Annotated in this window: 16 protein-coding genes and 1 tRNA gene; all 17 read left to right on the forward strand. The window is 54.6% G+C overall.

Annotation, left to right across the window (positions count from 1 at the left end):
* Nucleotides 1-44 precede the first annotated feature (44 nt).
* The 17 genes from ACT3RU_RS09335 (at nt 45) to rplW (ending at nt 19,138) form a co-directional block, all read left to right on the forward strand.
* Nucleotides 45-120, forward strand: a tRNA-Trp gene (locus ACT3RU_RS09335).
* 70 nt (nt 121-190) lie between these two features.
* Nucleotides 191-574, forward strand: a complete 384-nt coding sequence (secE, locus tag ACT3RU_RS09340) for a preprotein translocase subunit SecE (protein ID WP_192527311.1) — start codon at nt 191-193, stop codon at nt 572-574.
* Between the two features lie 8 nt (nt 575-582).
* Nucleotides 583-1,116, forward strand: a complete 534-nt coding sequence (nusG, locus tag ACT3RU_RS09345) for a transcription termination/antitermination protein NusG (RefSeq protein WP_087108970.1) — start codon at nt 583-585, stop codon at nt 1,114-1,116.
* Between the two features lie 104 nt (nt 1,117-1,220).
* Nucleotides 1,221-1,652, forward strand: a complete 432-nt coding sequence (gene rplK, locus ACT3RU_RS09350; protein ID WP_018917744.1) for a 50S ribosomal protein L11 — start codon at nt 1,221-1,223, stop codon at nt 1,650-1,652.
* Between the two features lie 2 nt (nt 1,653-1,654).
* Nucleotides 1,655-2,347, forward strand: coding sequence for a 50S ribosomal protein L1 (gene rplA / locus ACT3RU_RS09355; RefSeq protein ID WP_087108968.1), 693 nt, complete (start codon nt 1,655-1,657; stop codon nt 2,345-2,347).
* Between the two features lie 301 nt (nt 2,348-2,648).
* Nucleotides 2,649-3,152, forward strand: a complete 504-nt coding sequence (gene rplJ / locus ACT3RU_RS09360; protein WP_018917742.1) for a 50S ribosomal protein L10 — start codon at nt 2,649-2,651, stop codon at nt 3,150-3,152.
* Nucleotides 3,153-3,263: 111 nt separating this feature from the next.
* Nucleotides 3,264-3,635 carry a 50S ribosomal protein L7/L12 gene (gene rplL / locus ACT3RU_RS09365; RefSeq protein WP_087108966.1) on the forward strand — a complete coding sequence of 124 codons (372 nt, stop codon included), beginning with the start codon at nt 3,264-3,266 and terminating at the stop codon, nt 3,633-3,635.
* A 257-nt stretch (nt 3,636-3,892) separates the two neighbouring features.
* Nucleotides 3,893-7,969 (forward strand): DNA-directed RNA polymerase subunit beta, encoded by a 4,077-nt coding sequence (gene rpoB, locus ACT3RU_RS09370; RefSeq protein WP_172117719.1) that lies wholly within the window; start codon nt 3,893-3,895, stop codon nt 7,967-7,969.
* A 10-nt stretch (nt 7,970-7,979) separates the two neighbouring features.
* Nucleotides 7,980-12,194 carry a DNA-directed RNA polymerase subunit beta' gene (gene rpoC / locus ACT3RU_RS09375; RefSeq protein WP_483392661.1) on the forward strand — a complete coding sequence of 1,405 codons (4,215 nt, stop codon included), beginning with the start codon at nt 7,980-7,982 and terminating at the stop codon, nt 12,192-12,194.
* 189 nt (nt 12,195-12,383) lie between these two features.
* Nucleotides 12,384-12,758: a 30S ribosomal protein S12 gene (gene rpsL / locus ACT3RU_RS09380; protein WP_009098973.1), complete on the forward strand. Its 375-nt coding sequence runs from the start codon at nt 12,384-12,386 to the stop codon at nt 12,756-12,758.
* Between the two features lie 155 nt (nt 12,759-12,913).
* Nucleotides 12,914-13,384 (forward strand): 30S ribosomal protein S7, encoded by a 471-nt coding sequence (rpsG, locus tag ACT3RU_RS09385; RefSeq protein WP_018917738.1) that lies wholly within the window; start codon nt 12,914-12,916, stop codon nt 13,382-13,384.
* A 232-nt stretch (nt 13,385-13,616) separates the two neighbouring features.
* Nucleotides 13,617-15,740 carry an elongation factor G gene (gene fusA, locus ACT3RU_RS09390; protein WP_087108960.1) on the forward strand — a complete coding sequence of 708 codons (2,124 nt, stop codon included), beginning with the start codon at nt 13,617-13,619 and terminating at the stop codon, nt 15,738-15,740.
* Nucleotides 15,741-15,769: 29 nt separating this feature from the next.
* Nucleotides 15,770-16,963, forward strand: a complete 1,194-nt coding sequence (tuf, locus tag ACT3RU_RS09395; RefSeq protein WP_087108958.1) for an elongation factor Tu — start codon at nt 15,770-15,772, stop codon at nt 16,961-16,963.
* 159 nt (nt 16,964-17,122) lie between these two features.
* Nucleotides 17,123-17,434, forward strand: a complete 312-nt coding sequence (rpsJ, locus tag ACT3RU_RS09400) for a 30S ribosomal protein S10 (protein ID WP_087108956.1) — start codon at nt 17,123-17,125, stop codon at nt 17,432-17,434.
* A 151-nt stretch (nt 17,435-17,585) separates the two neighbouring features.
* Entirely contained in the window at nt 17,586-18,224 is a 639-nt protein-coding gene (gene rplC / locus ACT3RU_RS09405; RefSeq protein ID WP_192527313.1) for a 50S ribosomal protein L3, read from the forward strand.
* A 15-nt stretch (nt 18,225-18,239) separates the two neighbouring features.
* Nucleotides 18,240-18,845, forward strand: a complete 606-nt coding sequence (gene rplD / locus ACT3RU_RS09410; RefSeq protein WP_087108952.1) for a 50S ribosomal protein L4 — start codon at nt 18,240-18,242, stop codon at nt 18,843-18,845.
* Entirely contained in the window at nt 18,842-19,138 is a 297-nt protein-coding gene (gene rplW / locus ACT3RU_RS09415) for a 50S ribosomal protein L23 (protein WP_087108950.1), read from the forward strand. Before rplD ends, rplW begins: the two co-directional genes overlap by 4 nt.
* The last annotated feature ends 13 nt before the right edge of the window (nt 19,139-19,151 follow it).

Raw genomic sequence — 19,151 nt, forward strand, 5'->3', positions numbered from 1 at the left:
CGCCCGCTGTTGTGTAGGCTTTTCTGCGCCTATGCAGCGATGATAGGCCAGTGGCTCAATTGGCAGAGCAGCGGTCTCCAAAACCGCAGGTTGGGGGTTCGAGTCCCTCCTGGCCTGCCAACCTTCCCCAGGTTGGCATGTTTTTTTCAGAATTCCTTTATTGTAGCCGCACCCCAAGGAGTCTCGTTTTATGAAGCCTGGTTCTGTAAAGCACGGTAACGAGGTGCAGCAGGCACGCCATGACGGGCTCAAGTGGGCAGTGGTTACAGCGCTGCTTGTCGTTGCTGTCGTTGGTAATACCTATTTCGCCAATATTGGCTTGCTCTACCGCGTATTGGGCGTGGTGGTGTTGTGTGTGCTTGCAGGTTTTATCGCACTTACCACTACTAAAGGTCGCGACTTAACAGAGCTTGCCGTAAGCGCCAAGAAAGAGATTCAGCGCGTTGTATGGCCGACCCGTCCCGAGACTATTCAAACCACTGCGATTGTTCTGGTGGCGGTTCTCGTGGTGGGGTTGATGCTGTGGTTGATTGACACTCTTCTTGGCTGGGCAATGTCCGGCGTCATTGGTTAGGAGTTTTCATGTCCAAACGTTGGTACGTCGTCCACGCCTATTCCGGTTTTGAGAAGCATGTTATGCGCTCACTGATTGAGCGCGTAAAAATGCACGGTATGGAAGATCGTTTTGGCGAGATTCTGGTGCCGACGGAAGAAGTCGTTGAGATGCGCGACGGTAAGCGCCGCAAGAGTGAGCGTAAATTCTATCCCGGCTACGTACTGGTCGAGATGGAAATGGCCGACGAAACATGGCATCTCGTTAATGAAACCCCGCGTGTAATGGGCTTCATTGGCGGAACAAAAGAGAAACCGGCTGCGATCACGACCCGTGAAGCGGACGCTATTTTGCGTCGCGTTAAAGACGGAACTGATAAGCCACGGCCCAAGACAATGTTTGAGCCGGGTCAGTCGGTGCGTGTTGTCGATGGTCCTTTCGCCGACTTCAACGGTGTGGTTGAGGAAGTCAACTACGACAAGAGCCGTTTGCAGGTCAGTGTATTGATCTTTGGGCGTGCCACGCCTGTCGAACTTGAGTTTTCTCAGGTCGAGAAAGAGTAGGGCGCAGGTTAAGAAAACGTCGTAAATTCGTAAGAGGCAGCCGTTGGCTGTCTCGCTAGTCCCGGGGAGCCGCAAGGCGCTATTACCCAATTGGAGTATTTACCATGGCCAAGAAAGTCCAGGCTTATATCAAACTGCAGGTAGCTGCAGGTAAAGCCAATCCAAGTCCGCCCGTAGGCCCAGCACTGGGTCAGCACGGTGTGAACATCATGGAATTTTGTAAGGCGTTTAACGCAGCGACTCAAGAGATTGAGCCGGGTCTGCCGACGCCTGTCGTGATCACTGTCTACTCTGACCGTAGCTTCACGTTCGTTACCAAAACACCGCCTGCTGCCGTGCTGCTGAAAAAAGCCGCTGGTATCAAGTCGGGTTCTGGTGAGCCGAACAAGAAGAAGGTCGGCACCGTGACTCGCGAGCAGCTTGAAGAGATCGCCAAGACTAAAGAGCCGGATCTGACGGCTTCTGATCTCGATGCCGCCGTACGTACTATTGCAGGCAGCGCTCGTAGCATGGGCCTTAACGTGGAGGGTCTCTGATCATGGCTAAACTGTCTAAGCGCGCGAAGGTAATTCGCGAGAAAGTAGATGCCAACAAGGCGTACTCTCTGGAAGAAGCGGTTGCACTGCTTTCTGAGCTGTCTACTGTTAAGTTCAATGAGTCTGTTGATGTCGCGATCAACCTGGGTGTTGATCCGCGTAAATCTGACCAGGTTGTTCGTGGCGCAACCGTCATGCCTAACGGTACTGGTAAAGACGTACGCGTAGCGGTCTTCACTCAAGGTGCTAACGCCGATGCTGCTAAAGAAGCAGGCGCTGACATCGTGGGTATGGATGAGCTGGCTGAGCAAGTGAAGAAAGGCGTGATGGATTTTGACGTCGTTATCGCTTCTCCGGACGCTATGCGTGTTGTTGGTCAGCTGGGCCAGATTCTTGGTCCGCGCGGCCTGATGCCGAACCCGAAAGTTGGCACCGTAACGCCTGACGTTGCAACCGCAGTTAAGAACGCCAAAGCCGGTCAGGTACGTTTCCGTACTGACAAAAACGGTATTATCCACACGACGCTGGGTAAAGTGACGTTTGATGCTGCGTCTGTTCAAGGCAACCTGGAAGCGCTGGTTGCTGACCTTAAGAGGCTCAAGCCGAGTTCCTCTAAAGGTATTTACTTTAAGAAAGTCACCCTGTCCACTACCATGGGCCCAGGTCTGACTATCGACCACTCTGAGTTTGTATAAGCAGACGTCGACAGGTTTAAGTAAGAACCGAGCAAGAACTTTGCGGTCCTCTAGTTAGGTAAGCCTACTGGAGCACCGTCAAAGACCGCAGGTGCCGCGCTGGATGTTTTTATCTCACGCGGCTTAATTGCCTAAAGCGCCTGCGCAGATGGTGTGGCCGCCAGTTGGTTGAAGCTTTTTAGCGACATTGCTTTCTGGTGAGCACCATCCCCTAAGGCTTCCAGTGCTGGTTAGAGTAGGCCTGGAAGAGATGGTAACCTCCGGCGCCTTAAAAAGGCTCCGGCACGAAGGAGTGATCACTGTGCCACTAGCACTTGAAGGCAAGAAAGCGATTGTTGCCGAGGTCAGTGAAGCGGCCAAGGGCGCACTCTCCGTCGTAGTTGCCGATTCTCGCGGTGTAACGGTCGGTAAAATGACCGATCTGCGCAAGCAGGCACGTGAGAATGGTGTAGAGCTTCGTGTTGTTCGTAACACGCTGGCTCGCCGCGCCCTCGAGGGCACTCAGTGGGAGTGTCTGAACGAGAGCTTTGTTGGTCCGACTCTGTTGGCTTTCTCTACCGATCATCCGGGCGCTGCCGCTCGTTTGTTCAAAGAGTTCGCTAAAACTGAGCAGAACTTCGAAGTGAAGGCGTTGGCCTACGAAGGCGAACTGATCCCGGCTGCTGACATCGACCGTCTGGCAACCCTACCGACTTACAACGAAGCAATTGCCAAGTTGATGTCGGTAATGAAAGAAGCCTCCGCTGGCAAGCTGGTTCGTACCCTGGCCGCTCTGCGCGATCAGAAGCAAGAAGAAGCTGCGTAAGCAGACCTTTTTGCAGGCGGCGTGAACGCTATGCCGATTACGTTGCCTGAACCGAGCAATGAATCCTGAGTCCTCGGCCGACCGAGGCTCCCGCAAAGTTAGGAATGAAAAATGGCACTGTCTAAAGACGATATCATCAATGCTGTAGCCGACATGTCCGTAATGGAAGTTGTTGAGCTGATCGAAGCAATGGAAGAGAAATTCGGCGTATCAGCTGCTGCAGCTGTTATGGCTGGCCCGGCTGCTGGCGGCGAAGCTGCTGCAGAAGAGCAAACCGAGTTTGACCTGGTTCTGACCGCTGCTGGTGACAAGAAAGTTAACGTCATCAAAGCCGTTCGCGAAATCACTGGTCTTGGCCTGAAAGAAGCTAAAGGCGCTGTTGACGGCGCTCCGGCAACGATCAAAGAAGCCATGTCCAAAGACGACGCAGAAGCAGCAAAAGCGAAGCTGGAAGAAGCGGGCGCAAGCGTCGAGCTCAAGTAATTCTTGTGCTGACGGCTTTACGCGCTGCGTAAGCTTCCACGGCTGGCGGCGGGTTTTCCCGCTGCCGGCCTTTTTCTGTTGCAACGTTTAGGTTGCAGCAGAAACACAGTAATACCGTTGTTGTAATACTGTTATCGATCAAGATTTTCGACGGCGAGCTACCGGTTTAGGAGCTTGCTGTCTGCGTCTGACACGCCCGCGCAGGGCAGCGATGACCACGCATCGGTCACCCATGGTGAACAAGCTGGGGAATACAGATGGCTTACTCATATACTGAGAAAAAACGCATCCGCAAGGATTTCGGCAAACTGCCCCAAGTGATGGATGTGCCTTACTTGCTGGCCATCCAGCTTGATTCCTATTACGACTTTCTCCAGCAAGATCGTTCGCCTGACGAGCGTCACGAAGTTGGCCTGCATGCGGCGTTCAAGTCCGTTTTCCCGATCGAGAGTTTCTCGGGCAACGCGGCACTTGAGTACGTTAGCTATCGCTTTGGTACGCCGGCGTTCGATGTTAAGGAGTGTCAGCTGCGTGGCGTGACCTATTCCGCCCCGCTGCGCGTCAAGGTTCGCTTGATCATTTATGATCGCGATTCCTCGAACAAGGCAATCAAGGATATTAAAGAGCAAGAAGTCTACATGGGGGAAATCCCCCTGATGACTGAGAACGGTACCTTTGTTATCAATGGTACTGAGCGGGTTATCGTTTCCCAGCTCCACCGCTCGCCCGGTGTGTTCTTCGATCACGACAAGGGCAAGAGCCACTCTTCTGGTAAGTTGCTCTACTCTGCTCGCGTAATTCCTTACCGTGGTTCCTGGTTGGACTTCGAGTTCGACCCCAAAGACAACGTGTTTGTACGTATTGACCGTCGCCGCAAACTGCCGGCCTCGGTGCTGATGCGTGCGCTAGGCATGAGTACTGAAGAAATCCTCGGTGAGTTCTTCGAAACCAGCGTTTTCCACATCGAGAAGTCTGGCTTCTCCGTGGAGCTGGTGCCCTCGCGTCTGCGCGGCGAGACCGCCACCTTTGATATCAAGGATGGCAACGGCGACATTATTGTTGAAGAAGGTCGTCGGATTACTCAGAAGCACATTCGTCAGCTTGAAAAAGCCGGCCTTGAGCGTCTGGAAGTGCCGATGGAATACCTGTTCGGTAAAACGCTGGCCAAGGATCAGATTGACACCAAAACCGGTGAGCTGATCTGCCCGTGCAACACCGAAATTACGCCTGAAGTGCTTGAGCGCATGGCGCAAGGCAGCATCAAGCGCATTGAAACGCTTTACACCAATGACCTCGACTGCGGCTCGTTCATTTCCGACACCTTAAAGTTGGATACGACTGGCTCAGCACTTGAAGCGCTCGTTGAAATTTATCGCATGATGCGTCCCGGCGAGCCGCCCACAAAAGAGTCTGCCGAGACGTTGTTTAACAACCTGTTCTTCTCTGAGGACCGCTACGACCTGTCGGGCGTTGGCCGCATGAAGTTCAACCGTCGCCTGCGTCGTGAATCCGACACGGGTTCCGGCGTACTGGATCGCAAGGACATCCTCGATGTGCTGCGCGAGCTGATCAATATCCGTAACGGCTTTGGTGACGTTGATGATATCGATCACCTGGGTAACCGTCGTATTCGCTGTGTGGGCGAAATGGCCGAGAACCAGTTCCGTGTCGGCCTGGTACGCGTTGAGCGTGCGGTAAAAGAGCGTCTTTCCATGGCGGAAAGCGAAGGCCTGATGCCCCAGGACTTGATCAACGCCAAGCCAGTTGCAGCGGCGGTGAAAGAGTTCTTCGGTTCAAGCCAGCTGTCCCAGTTCATGGACCAGAACAACCCACTTTCGGAAGTTACCCACAAGCGTCGTGTGTCTGCACTCGGCCCGGGTGGTTTGACCCGTGAGCGCGCTGGCTTTGAAGTACGTGACGTACACGCCACGCACTACGGCCGTTTATGCCCGATCGAAACACCTGAAGGACCGAACATCGGTCTGATCAACTCGCTGGCCACCTACAGCCACACCAACAGCTACGGCTTCCTCGAAACGCCGTACCGTAAGGTGAATGCGGGTCAGGTAACTGACGATATTGTGCACCTCTCTGCTATTGAAGAGGGCGACTACATCATCGCTCAGGCTTCTGCAGCGGTAGATGAGTCCAATAAGCTTTCTGACGACCTGGTTCAGGTGCGTCACCGTGGTGAAACCACCTTTATGCGTCCTGAGCAAGTGACGCTGATGGACGTTTCTCCTCGCCAGGTCGTGTCGGTGGCGGCTGCCCTGATTCCGTTCCTGGAGCACGATGATGCTAACCGCGCCTTGATGGGTGCGAACATGCAGCGTCAGGCCGTTCCTACTCTGCGTGCTGACAAGCCGCTGGTAGGTACCGGCATGGAGCGTTTCGTTGCGCGTGACTCCGGCGTATGTGCCGTGGCGCGTCGTGGCGGCGTTATCGACTCGGTAGATGCGCGTCGTGTGGTAGTACGGGTTAGCGAAGATGAGATCATCGGTGGTGAAGCCGGCGTTGATATCTACAATCTGACCAAGTACACCCGCTCGAACCAGAACACCTGTATGAACCAGCGCCCCATTGTGCGTCCTGGCGACAGCGTTGCACGTGGCGATATTCTCGCCGACGGCCCGTCTGTTGACATGGGTGACCTGGCACTGGGTCAGAATATGCGCATCGCGTTCATGCCCTGGAACGGCTACAACTTCGAGGACTCCATTCTGCTCTCTGAGCGGGTCGTTCAAGAAGACCGTTTCACCACGATCCACATTCAGGAACTGACCTGTGTGTCTCGCGACACCAAGCTGGGGCCGGAAGAGATCACCTCTGATATTCCCAACGTCGGTGAGTCCGCGCTGGGTAAATTGGACGAGGCGGGCGTCGTGTACATCGGTGCTGAAGTTGGCCCGGGCGACATTCTGGTCGGTAAGGTAACGCCGAAGGGTGAAACCCAGCTGACGCCAGAAGAGAAGCTGCTGCGTGCGATCTTCGGTGAGAAAGCGTCTGACGTAAAAGATACCTCCCTGCGTGCTCCTACGGGCATGAAAGGTACGGTTATCGACGTTCAGGTGTTCACTCGCGACGGCGTTGAAAAAGATTCACGTGCGCTCTCCATCGAGCAAATGCAGCTGGATGAAGTGCGTAAGGACCTGCAGGAAACCTACCGTATTGCTGAAGACGCAACGTTTGAGCGTCTGCAGCGTACGCTGGATGGCCAAGCCGTTAACGGCGGTCCGAACCTCAAGAAAGGCGACGTGCTGGACGAGGCTTACCTCGACGAACTGCCGCGTCAGCAGTGGTTCAAGCTGCGCATGCAGGATGAGGCTTACAACGAGCTTCTGGCACAGGCCGACGAGCAGTTGGAAAACCGTCGTAAAGAGATGGACGAGCGTTTTGAAGACAAGAAACGCAAGCTGACTCAGGGCGATGACCTGGCGCCTGGCGTGCTCAAAATCGTCAAGGTTTACATGGCGGTCAAGCGCCGTATCCAGCCAGGCGACAAGATGGCAGGTCGTCACGGTAACAAGGGTGTTATCTCCGCGATTATGCCGATCGAAGACATGCCGTTCGATGAGAAGGGCGAGCCGGTCGATGTGGTACTTAACCCCTTGGGTGTACCGTCGCGTATGAACGTGGGTCAGATTCTTGAAACTCACCTGGGAATGGCAGCGCGTGGTTTGGGTGTCAAAATCGACGCTATGCTACGTGATGCGCGCGGCCAGCAGGTTGCCGAGATCCGTGACTTCCTTGGCCAGGTATACAACACGCCGGGTGCGCGCCTTGAAGATCTGGATTCGCTCAGTGATGACGAAGTTATCGCGCTGGCGAAAAACCTGAAAGGCGGTGTCCCCATGGCCACGCCGGTATTTGATGGTGCCGAAGAGCACGAAATCAAACACTTGCTGAAGCTTGCTGACATTCCTGAGTCTGGCCAGATGGTGCTGCACGATGGCCGTACCGGTGATGCGTTTGATCGCCCGGTCACCGTCGGCTACATGTACATGCTGAAGCTGAACCACTTGGTAGACGACAAGATGCACGCTCGTTCTACCGGCTCTTACTCGCTGGTTACCCAGCAGCCCTTGGGTGGTAAAGCACAGTTCGGTGGTCAGCGCTTTGGTGAGATGGAAGTGTGGGCGCTGGAAGCCTATGGCGCGGCCTACACCCTGCAAGAGATGCTCACCGTCAAATCGGACGACGTCGAAGGCCGCACCAAGATGTACAAAAACATCGTGGATGGCGACCACACCATGCAGGCAGGCATGCCGGAATCCTTCAATGTACTCGTGAAGGAAATCCGCTCGCTGGGCATCGATATTGAGTTAGAGAGCTAGGAGCCGTGCTATGAAAGATTTGGTGAAAGTACTCAAATCGCAGTCTCAGTCCGAAGAGTTTGACGCGATCAAGATTACTCTGGCGTCGCCGGACATGATTCGCTCCTGGTCGTTTGGCGAGGTGAAGAAGCCTGAGACCATTAACTACCGTACCTTTAAGCCGGAGCGGGACGGTCTGTTCTGCGCCAAGATTTTTGGCCCGGTAAAGGATTACGAGTGCTTGTGCGGTAAGTACAAGCGCATGAAGCACCGCGGCATCATTTGTGAAAAGTGTGGCGTTGAAGTCACCAAGGCAGCCGTGCGCCGTGAGCGTATGGGGCACATTGAGCTGGCCTCGCCGGTTGCTCACATCTGGTTTTTGAAATCATTGCCGTCGCGTATCGGCATGTTCCTCGATATGACACTGCGTGATATCGAGCGCGTGCTGTACTTTGAGTCCTTCGTTGTTATCGATCCAGGCATGACCACGCTTGAGCGTGGTCAGCTGATGAACGATGAGCAGTACTTTGAAGCCCTTGAAGAGTTCGGCGATGACTTCGATGCCCGCATGGGTGCCGAAGCGGTGCAAGAACTCCTCAAAGATATTGATCTTGAAGAAGAGATAAACACCCTGCGTGAAGAGATTCCGCAGACTAACTCTGAAACCAAGATCAAGAAGCTTTCCAAGCGTTTGAAGCTGCTGGAAGCGTTTTACCACTCCGGCAATGCGCCGGCGTGGATGGTCATGGAAGTGCTGCCTGTCCTGCCACCGGATTTACGTCCGCTGGTACCGCTGGACGGCGGCCGCTTCGCGACCTCCGATCTCAACGACCTTTACCGTCGTGTGATCAACCGTAACAACCGCTTGAAGCGTCTGCTCGACCTTAATGCGCCGGACATTATCGTGCGCAACGAGAAGCGTATGCTTCAGGAAGCGGTCGATGCATTGTTGGATAACGGTCGTCGTGGCCGCGCGATCACGGGCTCCAACAAGCGCCCGCTGAAATCGCTCGCCGACATGATCAAAGGTAAGCAGGGTCGTTTCCGTCAGAACTTGTTGGGTAAGCGCGTCGATTACTCGGGCCGTTCGGTTATTACCGTGGGTCCTACCCTGCGCCTGCATCAGTGTGGTCTGCCGAAGAAAATGGCGCTTGAGCTGTTCAAGCCGTTTATCTACTCCAAGCTTCAGTCGCTAGGCTTCGCCTCAACGATTAAAGCGGCGAAGAAAATGGTTGAGCGCGAGCTGCCAGAAGTGTGGGACATCCTTGCTGATGTTATCCGCGAACACCCGGTACTGCTTAACCGTGCACCGACGCTTCACCGTCTGGGTATCCAGGCGTTTGAGCCGCTGCTGATCGAAGGTAAAGCTATCCAGCTGCACCCGCTGGTATGTGCGGCCTACAACGCCGACTTCGACGGTGACCAGATGGCGGTACACGTACCGCTGACCCTGGAAGCCCAGCTCGAAGCCCGTGCGCTGATGATGGCGACCAACAACGTGCTGTCGCCCGCCAACGGCGAGCCGATCATCGTTCCGTCGCAGGACGTTGTTCTGGGTCTTTACTACATGACCCGTGAGAAGATCAACGCCAAGGGCGAAGGCATGGTGTTCTCTGACCTCAATGAGGTTGAGCGCGCGTTCGGCACCCAGTCAGTATCGCTGCATGCCCGCGTCAAGGTGCGCCTGGACGAGATCGATATTGAAGAAGAGACCGGCGAGAAGTCCTTCCATCGTCGTCTGTACGAAACCACGGTTGGCCGTGCACTGCTGTTCCGCATTCTGCCGGAAGGCGTGCCGTTTGCGCTGATTGACCAGCCGATGAAGAAGAAGGCGATTTCCGGCCTGATCAACGAAGTATATCGCCGCTCCGGCCTCAAGCCGACGGTCATCTTCGCTGACCAACTGATGTACACCGGTTTTCGCTTGGCAACCTGGTCGGGTGCATCCATCGGTGTTAACGACTTCGTTATCCCGGATGCCAAGACCGAAATCGTTGATGCAGCTGAAGCAGAAGTTAAAGAGATCGAAGACCAGTTCTCTTCTGGCCTGGTAACCGCCGGCGAGAAGTACAACAAGGTTATCGATATCTGGTCCAAGGCCAACGATAAAGTGGCCAAGGCGATGATGACCGGTATCTCCAAAGAGACCGTTATTGACCGCGATGGTAACGAAGTTGAGCAGGAATCGTTCAACAGCGTCTTCATCATGGCCGACTCCGGTGCACGGGGTAGTGCCGCTCAGATCCGTCAGTTGGCGGGTATGCGTGGCCTGATGGCCAAGCCGGATGGCTCGATCATCGAGACGCCGATCGTGGCCAACTTCCGTGAAGGCCTGAACGTACTTCAGTACTTCATCTCGACCCACGGTGCACGTAAAGGTCTGGCGGATACGGCTCTGAAAACGGCTAACTCCGGTTACTTGACGCGTCGTCTGGTGGACGTGGCCCAGGATCTGGTGATCACCGAGGTTGACTGTGGTACTGAAAACGGTCTGACCCTGCACCCGATTATCGAGGGTGGCGACATCATCGTACCGCTATCACAGCGCGTATTGGGTCGTGTGGTTGCGCTGGATGTGGTTGACCCGGGTACTGAAGAGGTCCTGATCCCGCGTAACACGCTGCTTGACGAGAAGTGGTGTGCTGAACTCGACACCATGGGTGTGGATGAGATTATCGTACGCTCAACCATTACCTGTGACACACCGCACGGCGTATGTTCGTCCTGTTATGGACGTGATCTTGCCCGCGGTCACCAGGTCAACATCGGTGAATCTGTCGGTGTTATCGCCGCTCAGTCAATCGGTGAGCCGGGTACCCAGCTGACCATGCGTACGTTCCACATCGGTGGCGCGGCATCGCGTTCATCGGCCGTCGATAGCGTACAGGTCAAGCACGGCGGTAAGGTTCGTCTGCACAACATTAAGCACGTAGAGCGTGCCGACGGCAAACTGGTAGTAGTCTCGCGTTCTAGCGCCCTGGCGGTTGCTGACGATCACGGTCGTGAGCGTGAGTACTACAAGCTGCCCTACGGTGCTGAGCTTTCCGTACGTGACGGCGATGTAGTCGACGCCGGTGCGATGGTCGCCAAGTGGGATCCGCACACCCACCCGATCATTGCTGAAGTAGAGGGTAAGGCGCAGTTCATCGATCTCGACGAAGGTGTCACCATGCACCGCAGCGTCGACGAGATGACCGGCCTTTCCTCTATCGAAGTCATTGAGTCTGCCGCCCGCCCGATGGCTGGCCGCGACAAGCGTCCGATGGTCATGCTGCAAGATGCAGCCGGTGAGTACGTATCGGTTTCCGGCTCGAACACGCCAGTGCAATATCTGCTGCCGGGCAATTCGATTATCTCTGTAGATGATGGTTCCACTATCGGTGTGGGTGAGGTTGTTGCCCGTATTCCGGTTGAAGCATCGGGTAACAAGGATATCACCGGTGGTCTGCCACGCGTTGCCGACCTGTTCGAAGCGCGTAAGCCGAAAGAGTCGGCGATCCTGGCTGAAATCAGCGGTGTTATCAGCTTTGGTAAAGAGACCAAGGGTAAGCGTCGCCTGACGATTACTCCGGAATCTGGCGATCCGTTTGAAGCGCTGATCCCGAAATGGCGTCAAATCGCCGTCTTCGAAGGTGAAGCGGTTGAGAAGGGAGAGGTTATTTCCGATGGCCCGAGCAATCCGCACGATATTCTGCGTTTGCTCGGCGTAGCGGAGCTTGCCAAGTACATTACGGCCGAAGTGCAAGACGTTTACCGTCTGCAGGGCGTAGGTATCAACGACAAGCACATCGAAGTCATTGTGCGTCAGATGCTGCGTAAGGTCGAAATTGCCGATTCAGGCGATTCTGACTTCATCACCGGCGACCAGGCTGAGCTTGTGCGCGTGCTGGAGCAGAATGCTCGTCTCGAAAAAGAAGGTAAATTCCCGGCGAAGTATCAGCGCTTGTTGCTGGGTATCACCAAGGCCAGCCTTGCGACCGAGTCGTTCATTTCCGCGGCCTCCTTCCAGGAGACAACCCGCGTACTGACCGAAGCGGCCGTTACCGGCAAGCGCGATTATCTGCGCGGTCTGAAAGAAAACGTGGTAGTTGGGCGTCTGATTCCGGCAGGTACCGGTCTGACTCACCACGCTGAACGTCGCCGCAAACGCGAAGACGTTGAGCGCCTGTTCAATCCCTCAGCGACTGAGGTAGAGCAGGAGCTTGGAGCACAGTTGACAGCACTTGATTCTGACGACGAGCTCTAAAAAACGAGTAGTGAAAAATGAGCATCTGACCCTGGAAGCGCTATCTTGCCGGTTAAACCGCCGGCAAGACTTGACGTCGACTAGGGTCAGCCTTTAGAATGCGCAGCCTTTAACAGTGGGGTGGGTGCGCCCGCATCCGCTGCCCGTATTTGTTGAAGGCTAGGCAACCATTGGAGTCAGCTAAACACCATGGCAACGATTAATCAGCTAGTGCGTAAGCCGCGCAAGCGCCCCGTTACTAAAAGTGACGTGCCCGCGCTTCAGGCTTGTCCGCAAAAGCGCGGCGTATGTACGCGCGTATACACCACTACTCCTAAGAAGCCGAACTCGGCCCTGCGTAAGGTTTGCCGTGTGCGCCTGACCAACGGTTTCGAGGTTTCTTCTTACATTGGTGGTGAAGGTCACAACCTGCAAGAGCACTCTGTTGTTCTGATTCGCGGCGGCCGTGTAAAGGATTTGCCAGGTGTGCGTTATCACACCGTTCGTGGCGCCCTTGATACGTCTGGCGTACAGAACCGTAAGCAGGGTCGTTCTAAGTACGGTACTAAGCGTCCGAAGTCTTAAGACTGCTTACCGTCGCGCTGCGTTTTGCAGCGTAAGCAACGTAATGTTCAATAGAATATGACGGTCTGATAAGAGTAAGGTCGGGCAATGCAGGGTATAAAATACCTAGTGAGAGTCCCGGGTTTACCTGAAGGATCCTTAATTGAGGGCTTATCATGCCTAGAAGAAGAGTTGTAGCTAAGCGCGAAATCCTGCCGGATCCCAAGTTCGGAAGTGAGCGTCTGGCGAAGTTCATGAACCACCTGATGGTCAGCGGCAAGAAGTCCATAGCTGAGCGTATCGTTTATGGTGCGTTGGACAAGGTTGCCGAGCGTAGTAGTGAAGAGCCGCTGGAAATCTTCGACAAAGCGCTGGAAACCATCCAGCCGATGGTCGAGGTGAAGTCGCGCCGCGTTGGTGGTGCGACCTATCAGGTGCCGGTTGAAGTTCGTCCGTCTCGCCGCCAAGCGCTCGCTATGCGCTGGCTGGTAGACGCGGCGCGTCGTCGCGGTGAGAAAACGATGGTTCAGCGTCTGGCAGGCGAAATGCTGGATGCCGCAGAAGGTAAAGGTTCTGCTGTTAAGAAGCGCGAAGACGTGCATCGTATGGCCGAAGCCAACAAGGCTTTCTCGCACTATCGTTTCTAAGAGCGTCGTTTCTAAGAATGGCGTTTTTAAGTACGGCGTTTGTAAGCGCAGTGTTTGTAGAGTTCGCGTTTATATATGCACGTTGTTTCAGCAGGGCGTCGTTGAAAGTGGTAAGTCGAGTCGCTTTGTTGCAACACCCCGCCGTTATCATCCTGTGATAGCGGCGGTAGCGTAAGGCTCACTTTTGCCACTGCTAAATTAACGAGCATCGCCAACTAACGGGAGTTTCACCGTGGCACGAAAGACACCACTTAATCGTTATCGCAATATTGGTATCGTAGCGCACGTTGATGCGGGTAAAACCACAACGACCGAGCGGGTACTGTTCTATACCGGCTTGAATCACAAGTTGGGTGAAACGCATGAGGGTGCCTCAACGACTGACTGGATGGAGCAGGAGCAGGAGCGTGGTATTACGATCACCTCTGCAGCTGTCACCACCTTCTGGCAAGGTATGGCCAAGCAGTTTGATGAGCACCGTATCAACATCATCGATACGCCTGGGCACGTTGACTTCACCATCGAAGTTGAGCGTTCATTGCGCGTTCTTGATGGTGCGGTTGTCGTACTGTGTGGTTCTTCCGGCGTTCAGCCGCAGACCGAAACGGTATGGCGTCAGGCCGATAAGTACGAAGTACCACGTATGGTCTTTGTTAATAAGATGGACCGTACCGGCGCTGATTTCTTCATGGTTGTTGACCAGTTGAAAGAGCGCTTGGGTGCGAATGCTGTGCCGATCCAGATTAACTGGGGTACGGAAGAAGACTTTAAGGGCGTTATCGATCTGATTCAGATGAAGGCTATCCTGTGGGATGAGGCTAGCCTGGGCATGAATTTCGAACTCGTGGATATTCCGGCTGAGCTGCAAGAGACTGCCGAGAAATATCGCGAGCAGATGGTTGAAGCGGCTGCCGAAGGCTCTGACGAGCTAATGGAGAAGTACCTGGAAGGCGTTGAGCTGACGATCGAAGAGATCAAGGCTGGTCTTCGCGCGCGTACGCTGGCCAACGATATTGTTCTGGTTACCTGTGGTTCTGCCTTTAAGAATAAGGGTGTTCAGGCGGTGCTGGACGGTGTTATCGAGTACATGCCTTCGCCAACGGAAGTTAAGGCGATCGAAGGTGAGCTGGACGATAAAGACGGCACCATCGCTACGCGTGAAGCCGATGACAACGCGCCGTTTGCGGCGTTGGCATTCAAGATCGCGACCGACCCCTTCGTTGGTACGCTGACCTTTATCCGCGTCTACTCGGGCATTCTGAAATCTGGTGACGGCGTATACAACTCTGTTAAGCAGAAGAAAGAGCGCGTTGGTCGTATCGTTCAGATGCACGCCAATTCACGTGAAGAGATCAAGGAAGTACTCGCTGGCGATATCGCTGCGTGTATCGGTCTGAAAGATGTCACCACGGGTGACACCCTGTGCGATATCGATAACAAGATTGTTCTCGAGCGCATGGAGTTCCCGGATCCGGTTATCTCAGTAGCCGTTGAGCCGAAGTCCAAGGCTGACCAAGAGAAAATGGGTATTGCACTGGGCAAGCTGGCTCAGGAAGATCCTTCTTTCCAGGTTAAAACCGACGAAGAAACCGGCCAAACCATCATCTCTGGTATGGGCGAGCTGCACCTGGATATCCTCGTTGACCGTATGCGTCGCGAGTTCAAGGTTGAAGCTAACATCGGTAAGCCGCAGGTAGCGTACCGCGAAACTATTCGTGGCAGCATTGAGCAGGAAGGTAAGTTTGTACGTCAGTCCGGTGGTCGTGGTCAGTACGGCCACGTTTGGCTGCGTATTGAGCCGCTGACTGCTGAAGACAAGGGTGAAGGCGAAGATGAGATTTTCTTCAAGTTCAACTCTGAGATCGTAGGTGGTACGGTTCCCAAGGAATACGTCCCCGCGGTTGAGAAAGGCGCTTACGAGCAGCTTAAAAACGGTGTCATCGCGGGTTACCCGATGATCGACGTTAAAGTGACGCTGTTCGACGGCTCCTTCCACGACGTAGACTCTAACGAGACTGCGTTCAAGATTGCTTCTTCTATGGCAGTGAAGGAAGGTGCCAGGAAGGCCAAGGCCGTGCTGCTGGAGCCGGTGATGAAGGTCGAAATCGTGACTCCCGAAGAATTTATGGGTGACGTCATGGGCGACCTGAGCCGTCGTCGCGGTCTGGTGCAGGGTATGGATGACTCTTCTTCTGGTAAAGTCATTCGTGCAACGGTGCCGCTGGGTGAGATGTTCGGTTACGCAACCGACCTGCGCTCACAAACCCAGGGCCGTGCGAGCTACTCTATGGAGTTCTCGAAGTACGACGAGGCGCCCTCCAGCGTCGTTGAAGCCGTCATCAATCAAAACGGTTAACCGTTAGCTAACGTAAAGAGGTTATAGCAGTGGCTAAGGAAAAATTCGAACGTTCCAAACCGCACGTCAACGTCGGCACCATCGGTCACGTCGACCACGGTAAAACGACTCTGACTGCGGCTCTGACCCGCGTGTCTGCTGAGGTTTTCGGCGGCGATTGGCGTGAATTTGATACTATCGATAACGCTCCTGAAGAGCGCGAGCGTGGTATCACTATCGCGACTTCCCACGTGGAATATCAGTCTGAAGAGCGTCACTACGCGCACGTTGACTGCCCAGGACACGCTGACTACGTCAAGAACATGATCACCGGTGCTGCGCAGATGGACGGCGCGATCCTGGTATGTTCTGCTGCTGACGGCCCGATGCCGCAGACGCGTGAGCACATCCTGCTGTCTCGCCAGGTTGGTGTTCCGTACATCGTTGTGTTCCTGAATAAAGCGGACATGGTCGATGACGAAGAGCTGCTTGAGCTGGTTGAGATGGAAGTTCGTGAGCTCCTCGACGAGTACGACTTCCCGGGCGATGACACGCCGATCATCACTGGTTCAGCGCTGATGGCTCTTAACGGTGAAGATGAGAACGGTATGGGTACTACCGCCGTTGCTAATCTGATCAAAGCTCTGGATGCTTACATTCCTGAGCCGGAGCGTGCTATTGATCAGCCGTTCCTGATGCCGATCGAAGACGTCTTCTCTATCTCTGGCCGTGGTACTGTTGTTACTGGTCGTGTAGAGCGCGGTATCGTTAAGTCCGGTGAAGAAGTGGAAATCGTAGGTATTCGCGACACCACTAAAACCATCGTTACCGGTGTTGAAATGTTCCGTAAGCTGCTCGACGAAGGTCGTGCAGGTGAGAACGTTGGCGCCCTGCTGCGTGGTACTAAGCGTGATGACGTCGAGCGTGGTCAGGTTCTGGCCAAGCCGGGCACCATTCACCCGCACACTACCTTCGAAGCAGAAGTTTACGTACTGTCCAAAGAAGAGGGTGGTCGTCACACTCCTTTCTTCAAGGGCTACCGTCCTCAGTTCTACTTCCGTACCACTGATGTAACGGGTACTTGTGAACTGCCGGAAGGTGTTGAGATGGTAATGCCGGGTGACAACGTGCAAATGGTTGTTACTCTGATCGCTCCGATCGCTATGGACGACGGTCTGCGCTTCGCAATTCGCGAAGGTGGTCGTACCGTTGGTGCTGGCGTTGTGGCAAAAATCGTTAAGTAAGCTATTTACTTGAACGATGAAGGGGGCTCTCACGAGCCCCCTTTTCTGCGCACCAATAGCAAATGTTTGACATGGGCTTTTGGCGTGCCTATAATGCGCATCCTTTGAATGCGTGGGTAGACGGCTCGCGCCGTCGACATCCATTGGAGTTTAGGGCAAATGCAGAACCAAAAGATTCGCATTCGGTTGAAAGCGTTCGACCATCGCCTGATCGATCAGTCCACAGCGGAGATTGTTGAAACCGCTAAGCGTACTGGTGCTCAGGTTCGTGGGCCGATCCCGCTGCCGACCAACCGCGAGCGTTATACCATCCTGGTTTCACCGCACGTCAATAAGGATGCGCGTGATCAGTATGAGATTCGTACGCACAAGCGTGTGCTCGACATCGTTGAGCCAACTGAAAAGACGGTTGATGCGTTGATGAAGCTTGATCTCGCCGCTGGCGTAGACGTGCAAATCAAGCTCAACTAATTACACTAGACACTTGCGGCCCAGCGTTCATCACTTTTATCGCATGAACAGCAGCCGCCGCGCCGTGAGGCGCCACACAATGTGCTAGTGGAATGCTCTGGAAAGGGCAGCCATAGCGGGTGATAGCCCCGTACACTATAGGAGACTGAGTATGACTATCGGTTTAGTCGGTAAAAAGGCCGGGATGACCCGTGTCTTTACCGAAGATGGCGCATCCGTGCCCGTGACCGTTATTGAAGTTGATCCTAATCGTGTGACGCGCGTTAAGACCATTGAGTCTGACGGCTACGCAGCGATTCAGATCACTACAGGTTCTCGTAAAGCCAAACACCTCACCAAAGCGCAGGCTGGTCAGTTTGCCAAGGCGGGTGTTGAGGCTGGTCGTTCACTGATGGAATTCCGCCTTGCAGAAGGCGAGGAAGCTCCTGATGTGGGTGGCGAACTCACCGTATCCCTCTTCGAAGCTGGTCAAATGATCGACGTGACCGGCACCTCTAAGGGTAAAGGCTTCCAGGGTGCTGTTAAGCGCTGGAACTTCCGTACCCAAGACAACAGCCACGGTAACTCCCTGTCGCACCGCGCGCCGGGTTCTATCGGCATGTGTCAAACACCTGGTCGCGTATTTAAAGGCAAGAAAATGGCCGGTCAAATGGGTAATGCCCGTTGTACCGTACAAAGCCTTGAGATCGTCCGTGTTGACGCCGAGCGTAACCTGCTGCTGATCAAGGGCGCCGTACCGGGAGCACCCGGCAGCGACGTTATCGTTCGCAGCGCCGTGAAAGCTGGCTGAAGGGGATAATTACCAATGAATCTGAATCTTGCTGCAGGCACGGGTACCGTTGAAGTAGCCGACGCCACTTTTGGCAAAGAATTCAACGAAGCGCTAGTTCACCAGGTTGTTACCGCCTATTTGGCTGGTGGCCGTCAAGGTACTAGCGCTCAAAAGAGCCGTTCCGATGTTCGCGGTGGTGGTAAAAAACCGTGGCGTCAGAAAGGTACCGGTCGTGCACGTGCTGGTACCATCCGTTCTCCGCTGTGGCGCAGTGGCGGCGTAACCTTCGCGGCACGTCCGCAAGACTATACCCAGAAGGTTAACCGCAAAATGTACCGCGCGGCGATGCGCTCCATCCTTTCTGAGCTAGTACGTCAAGATCGTCTGATCGCGATTGAAGAGTTCAGCGTGGATGCGCCCAAGACCAAGCAGGTAGCTGCCAAGCTGAAAGAGCTCAACCTTGAGAAAGTGTTGATCGTCACTGAAGAAATGGACGAAACGCTCTATCTAGCCGCACGCAACCTTCCCCACGTTGACGTGGTGGATGTCGCGGCAGCTGACCCGGTGAGCCTGGTTGCCTTTGATAAGGTCCTGGTCACCGTCTCCGCCCTGCGTAAATTCGAGGAGAAGCTGGCATGAACCAGGAACGCGTATTCAAGGTTCTGCTTGGACCGCACGTGACCGAAAAGGCCGCGATGGCTGCAGAGCGCAACCAGTACGTTTTCAAGGTGGCATCTGATGCTACCAAGCCCGAGATCAAGAAAGCCGTTGAAATACTGTTCGGCAAACAGGTCGGCAGCGTTCAAGTGTTGAACGTTAAGGGTAAAACCAAGCGTACTGCACACGGCGTTGGTCTGCGTAAGGGTTACCGCAAAGCGTATGTGACCCTGGCTGCGGGTGAAACGCTCGAAGACTTCTCTGGCGCCGAATAAGGGCAGGAGTACG

Source organism: Halomonas sp. TP35, assembly GCF_052375975.1.
Lineage (GTDB): Bacteria > Pseudomonadota > Gammaproteobacteria > Pseudomonadales > Halomonadaceae > Vreelandella > Vreelandella citrativorans.

Excerpts from the sequence above, each read along its gene's own strand:
- secE (WP_192527311.1), top strand. The coding sequence starts at position 191 with ATGAAGCCTGGTTCTGTAAAGCACGGTAACGAGGTGCAGCAGGCACGC.
- nusG (WP_087108970.1), top strand. The coding sequence starts at position 583 with ATGTCCAAACGTTGGTACGTCGTCCACGCCTATTCCGGTTTTGAGAAG.
- rplK (WP_018917744.1), top strand. The coding sequence starts at position 1,221 with ATGGCCAAGAAAGTCCAGGCTTATATCAAACTGCAGGTAGCTGCAGGT.
- rplA (WP_087108968.1), top strand. The coding sequence starts at position 1,655 with ATGGCTAAACTGTCTAAGCGCGCGAAGGTAATTCGCGAGAAAGTAGAT.
- rplL (WP_087108966.1), top strand. The coding sequence starts at position 3,264 with ATGGCACTGTCTAAAGACGATATCATCAATGCTGTAGCCGACATGTCC.
- rpoB (WP_172117719.1), top strand. The coding sequence starts at position 3,893 with ATGGCTTACTCATATACTGAGAAAAAACGCATCCGCAAGGATTTCGGC.
- rpoC (WP_483392661.1), top strand. The coding sequence starts at position 7,980 with ATGAAAGATTTGGTGAAAGTACTCAAATCGCAGTCTCAGTCCGAAGAG.
- rpsL (WP_009098973.1), top strand. The coding sequence starts at position 12,384 with ATGGCAACGATTAATCAGCTAGTGCGTAAGCCGCGCAAGCGCCCCGTT.
- rpsG (WP_018917738.1), top strand. The coding sequence starts at position 12,914 with ATGCCTAGAAGAAGAGTTGTAGCTAAGCGCGAAATCCTGCCGGATCCC.
- rpsJ (WP_087108956.1), top strand. The coding sequence starts at position 17,123 with ATGCAGAACCAAAAGATTCGCATTCGGTTGAAAGCGTTCGACCATCGC.
- rplC (WP_192527313.1), top strand. The coding sequence starts at position 17,586 with ATGACTATCGGTTTAGTCGGTAAAAAGGCCGGGATGACCCGTGTCTTT.
- rplD (WP_087108952.1), top strand. The coding sequence starts at position 18,240 with ATGAATCTGAATCTTGCTGCAGGCACGGGTACCGTTGAAGTAGCCGAC.
- rplW (WP_087108950.1), top strand. The coding sequence starts at position 18,842 with ATGAACCAGGAACGCGTATTCAAGGTTCTGCTTGGACCGCACGTGACC.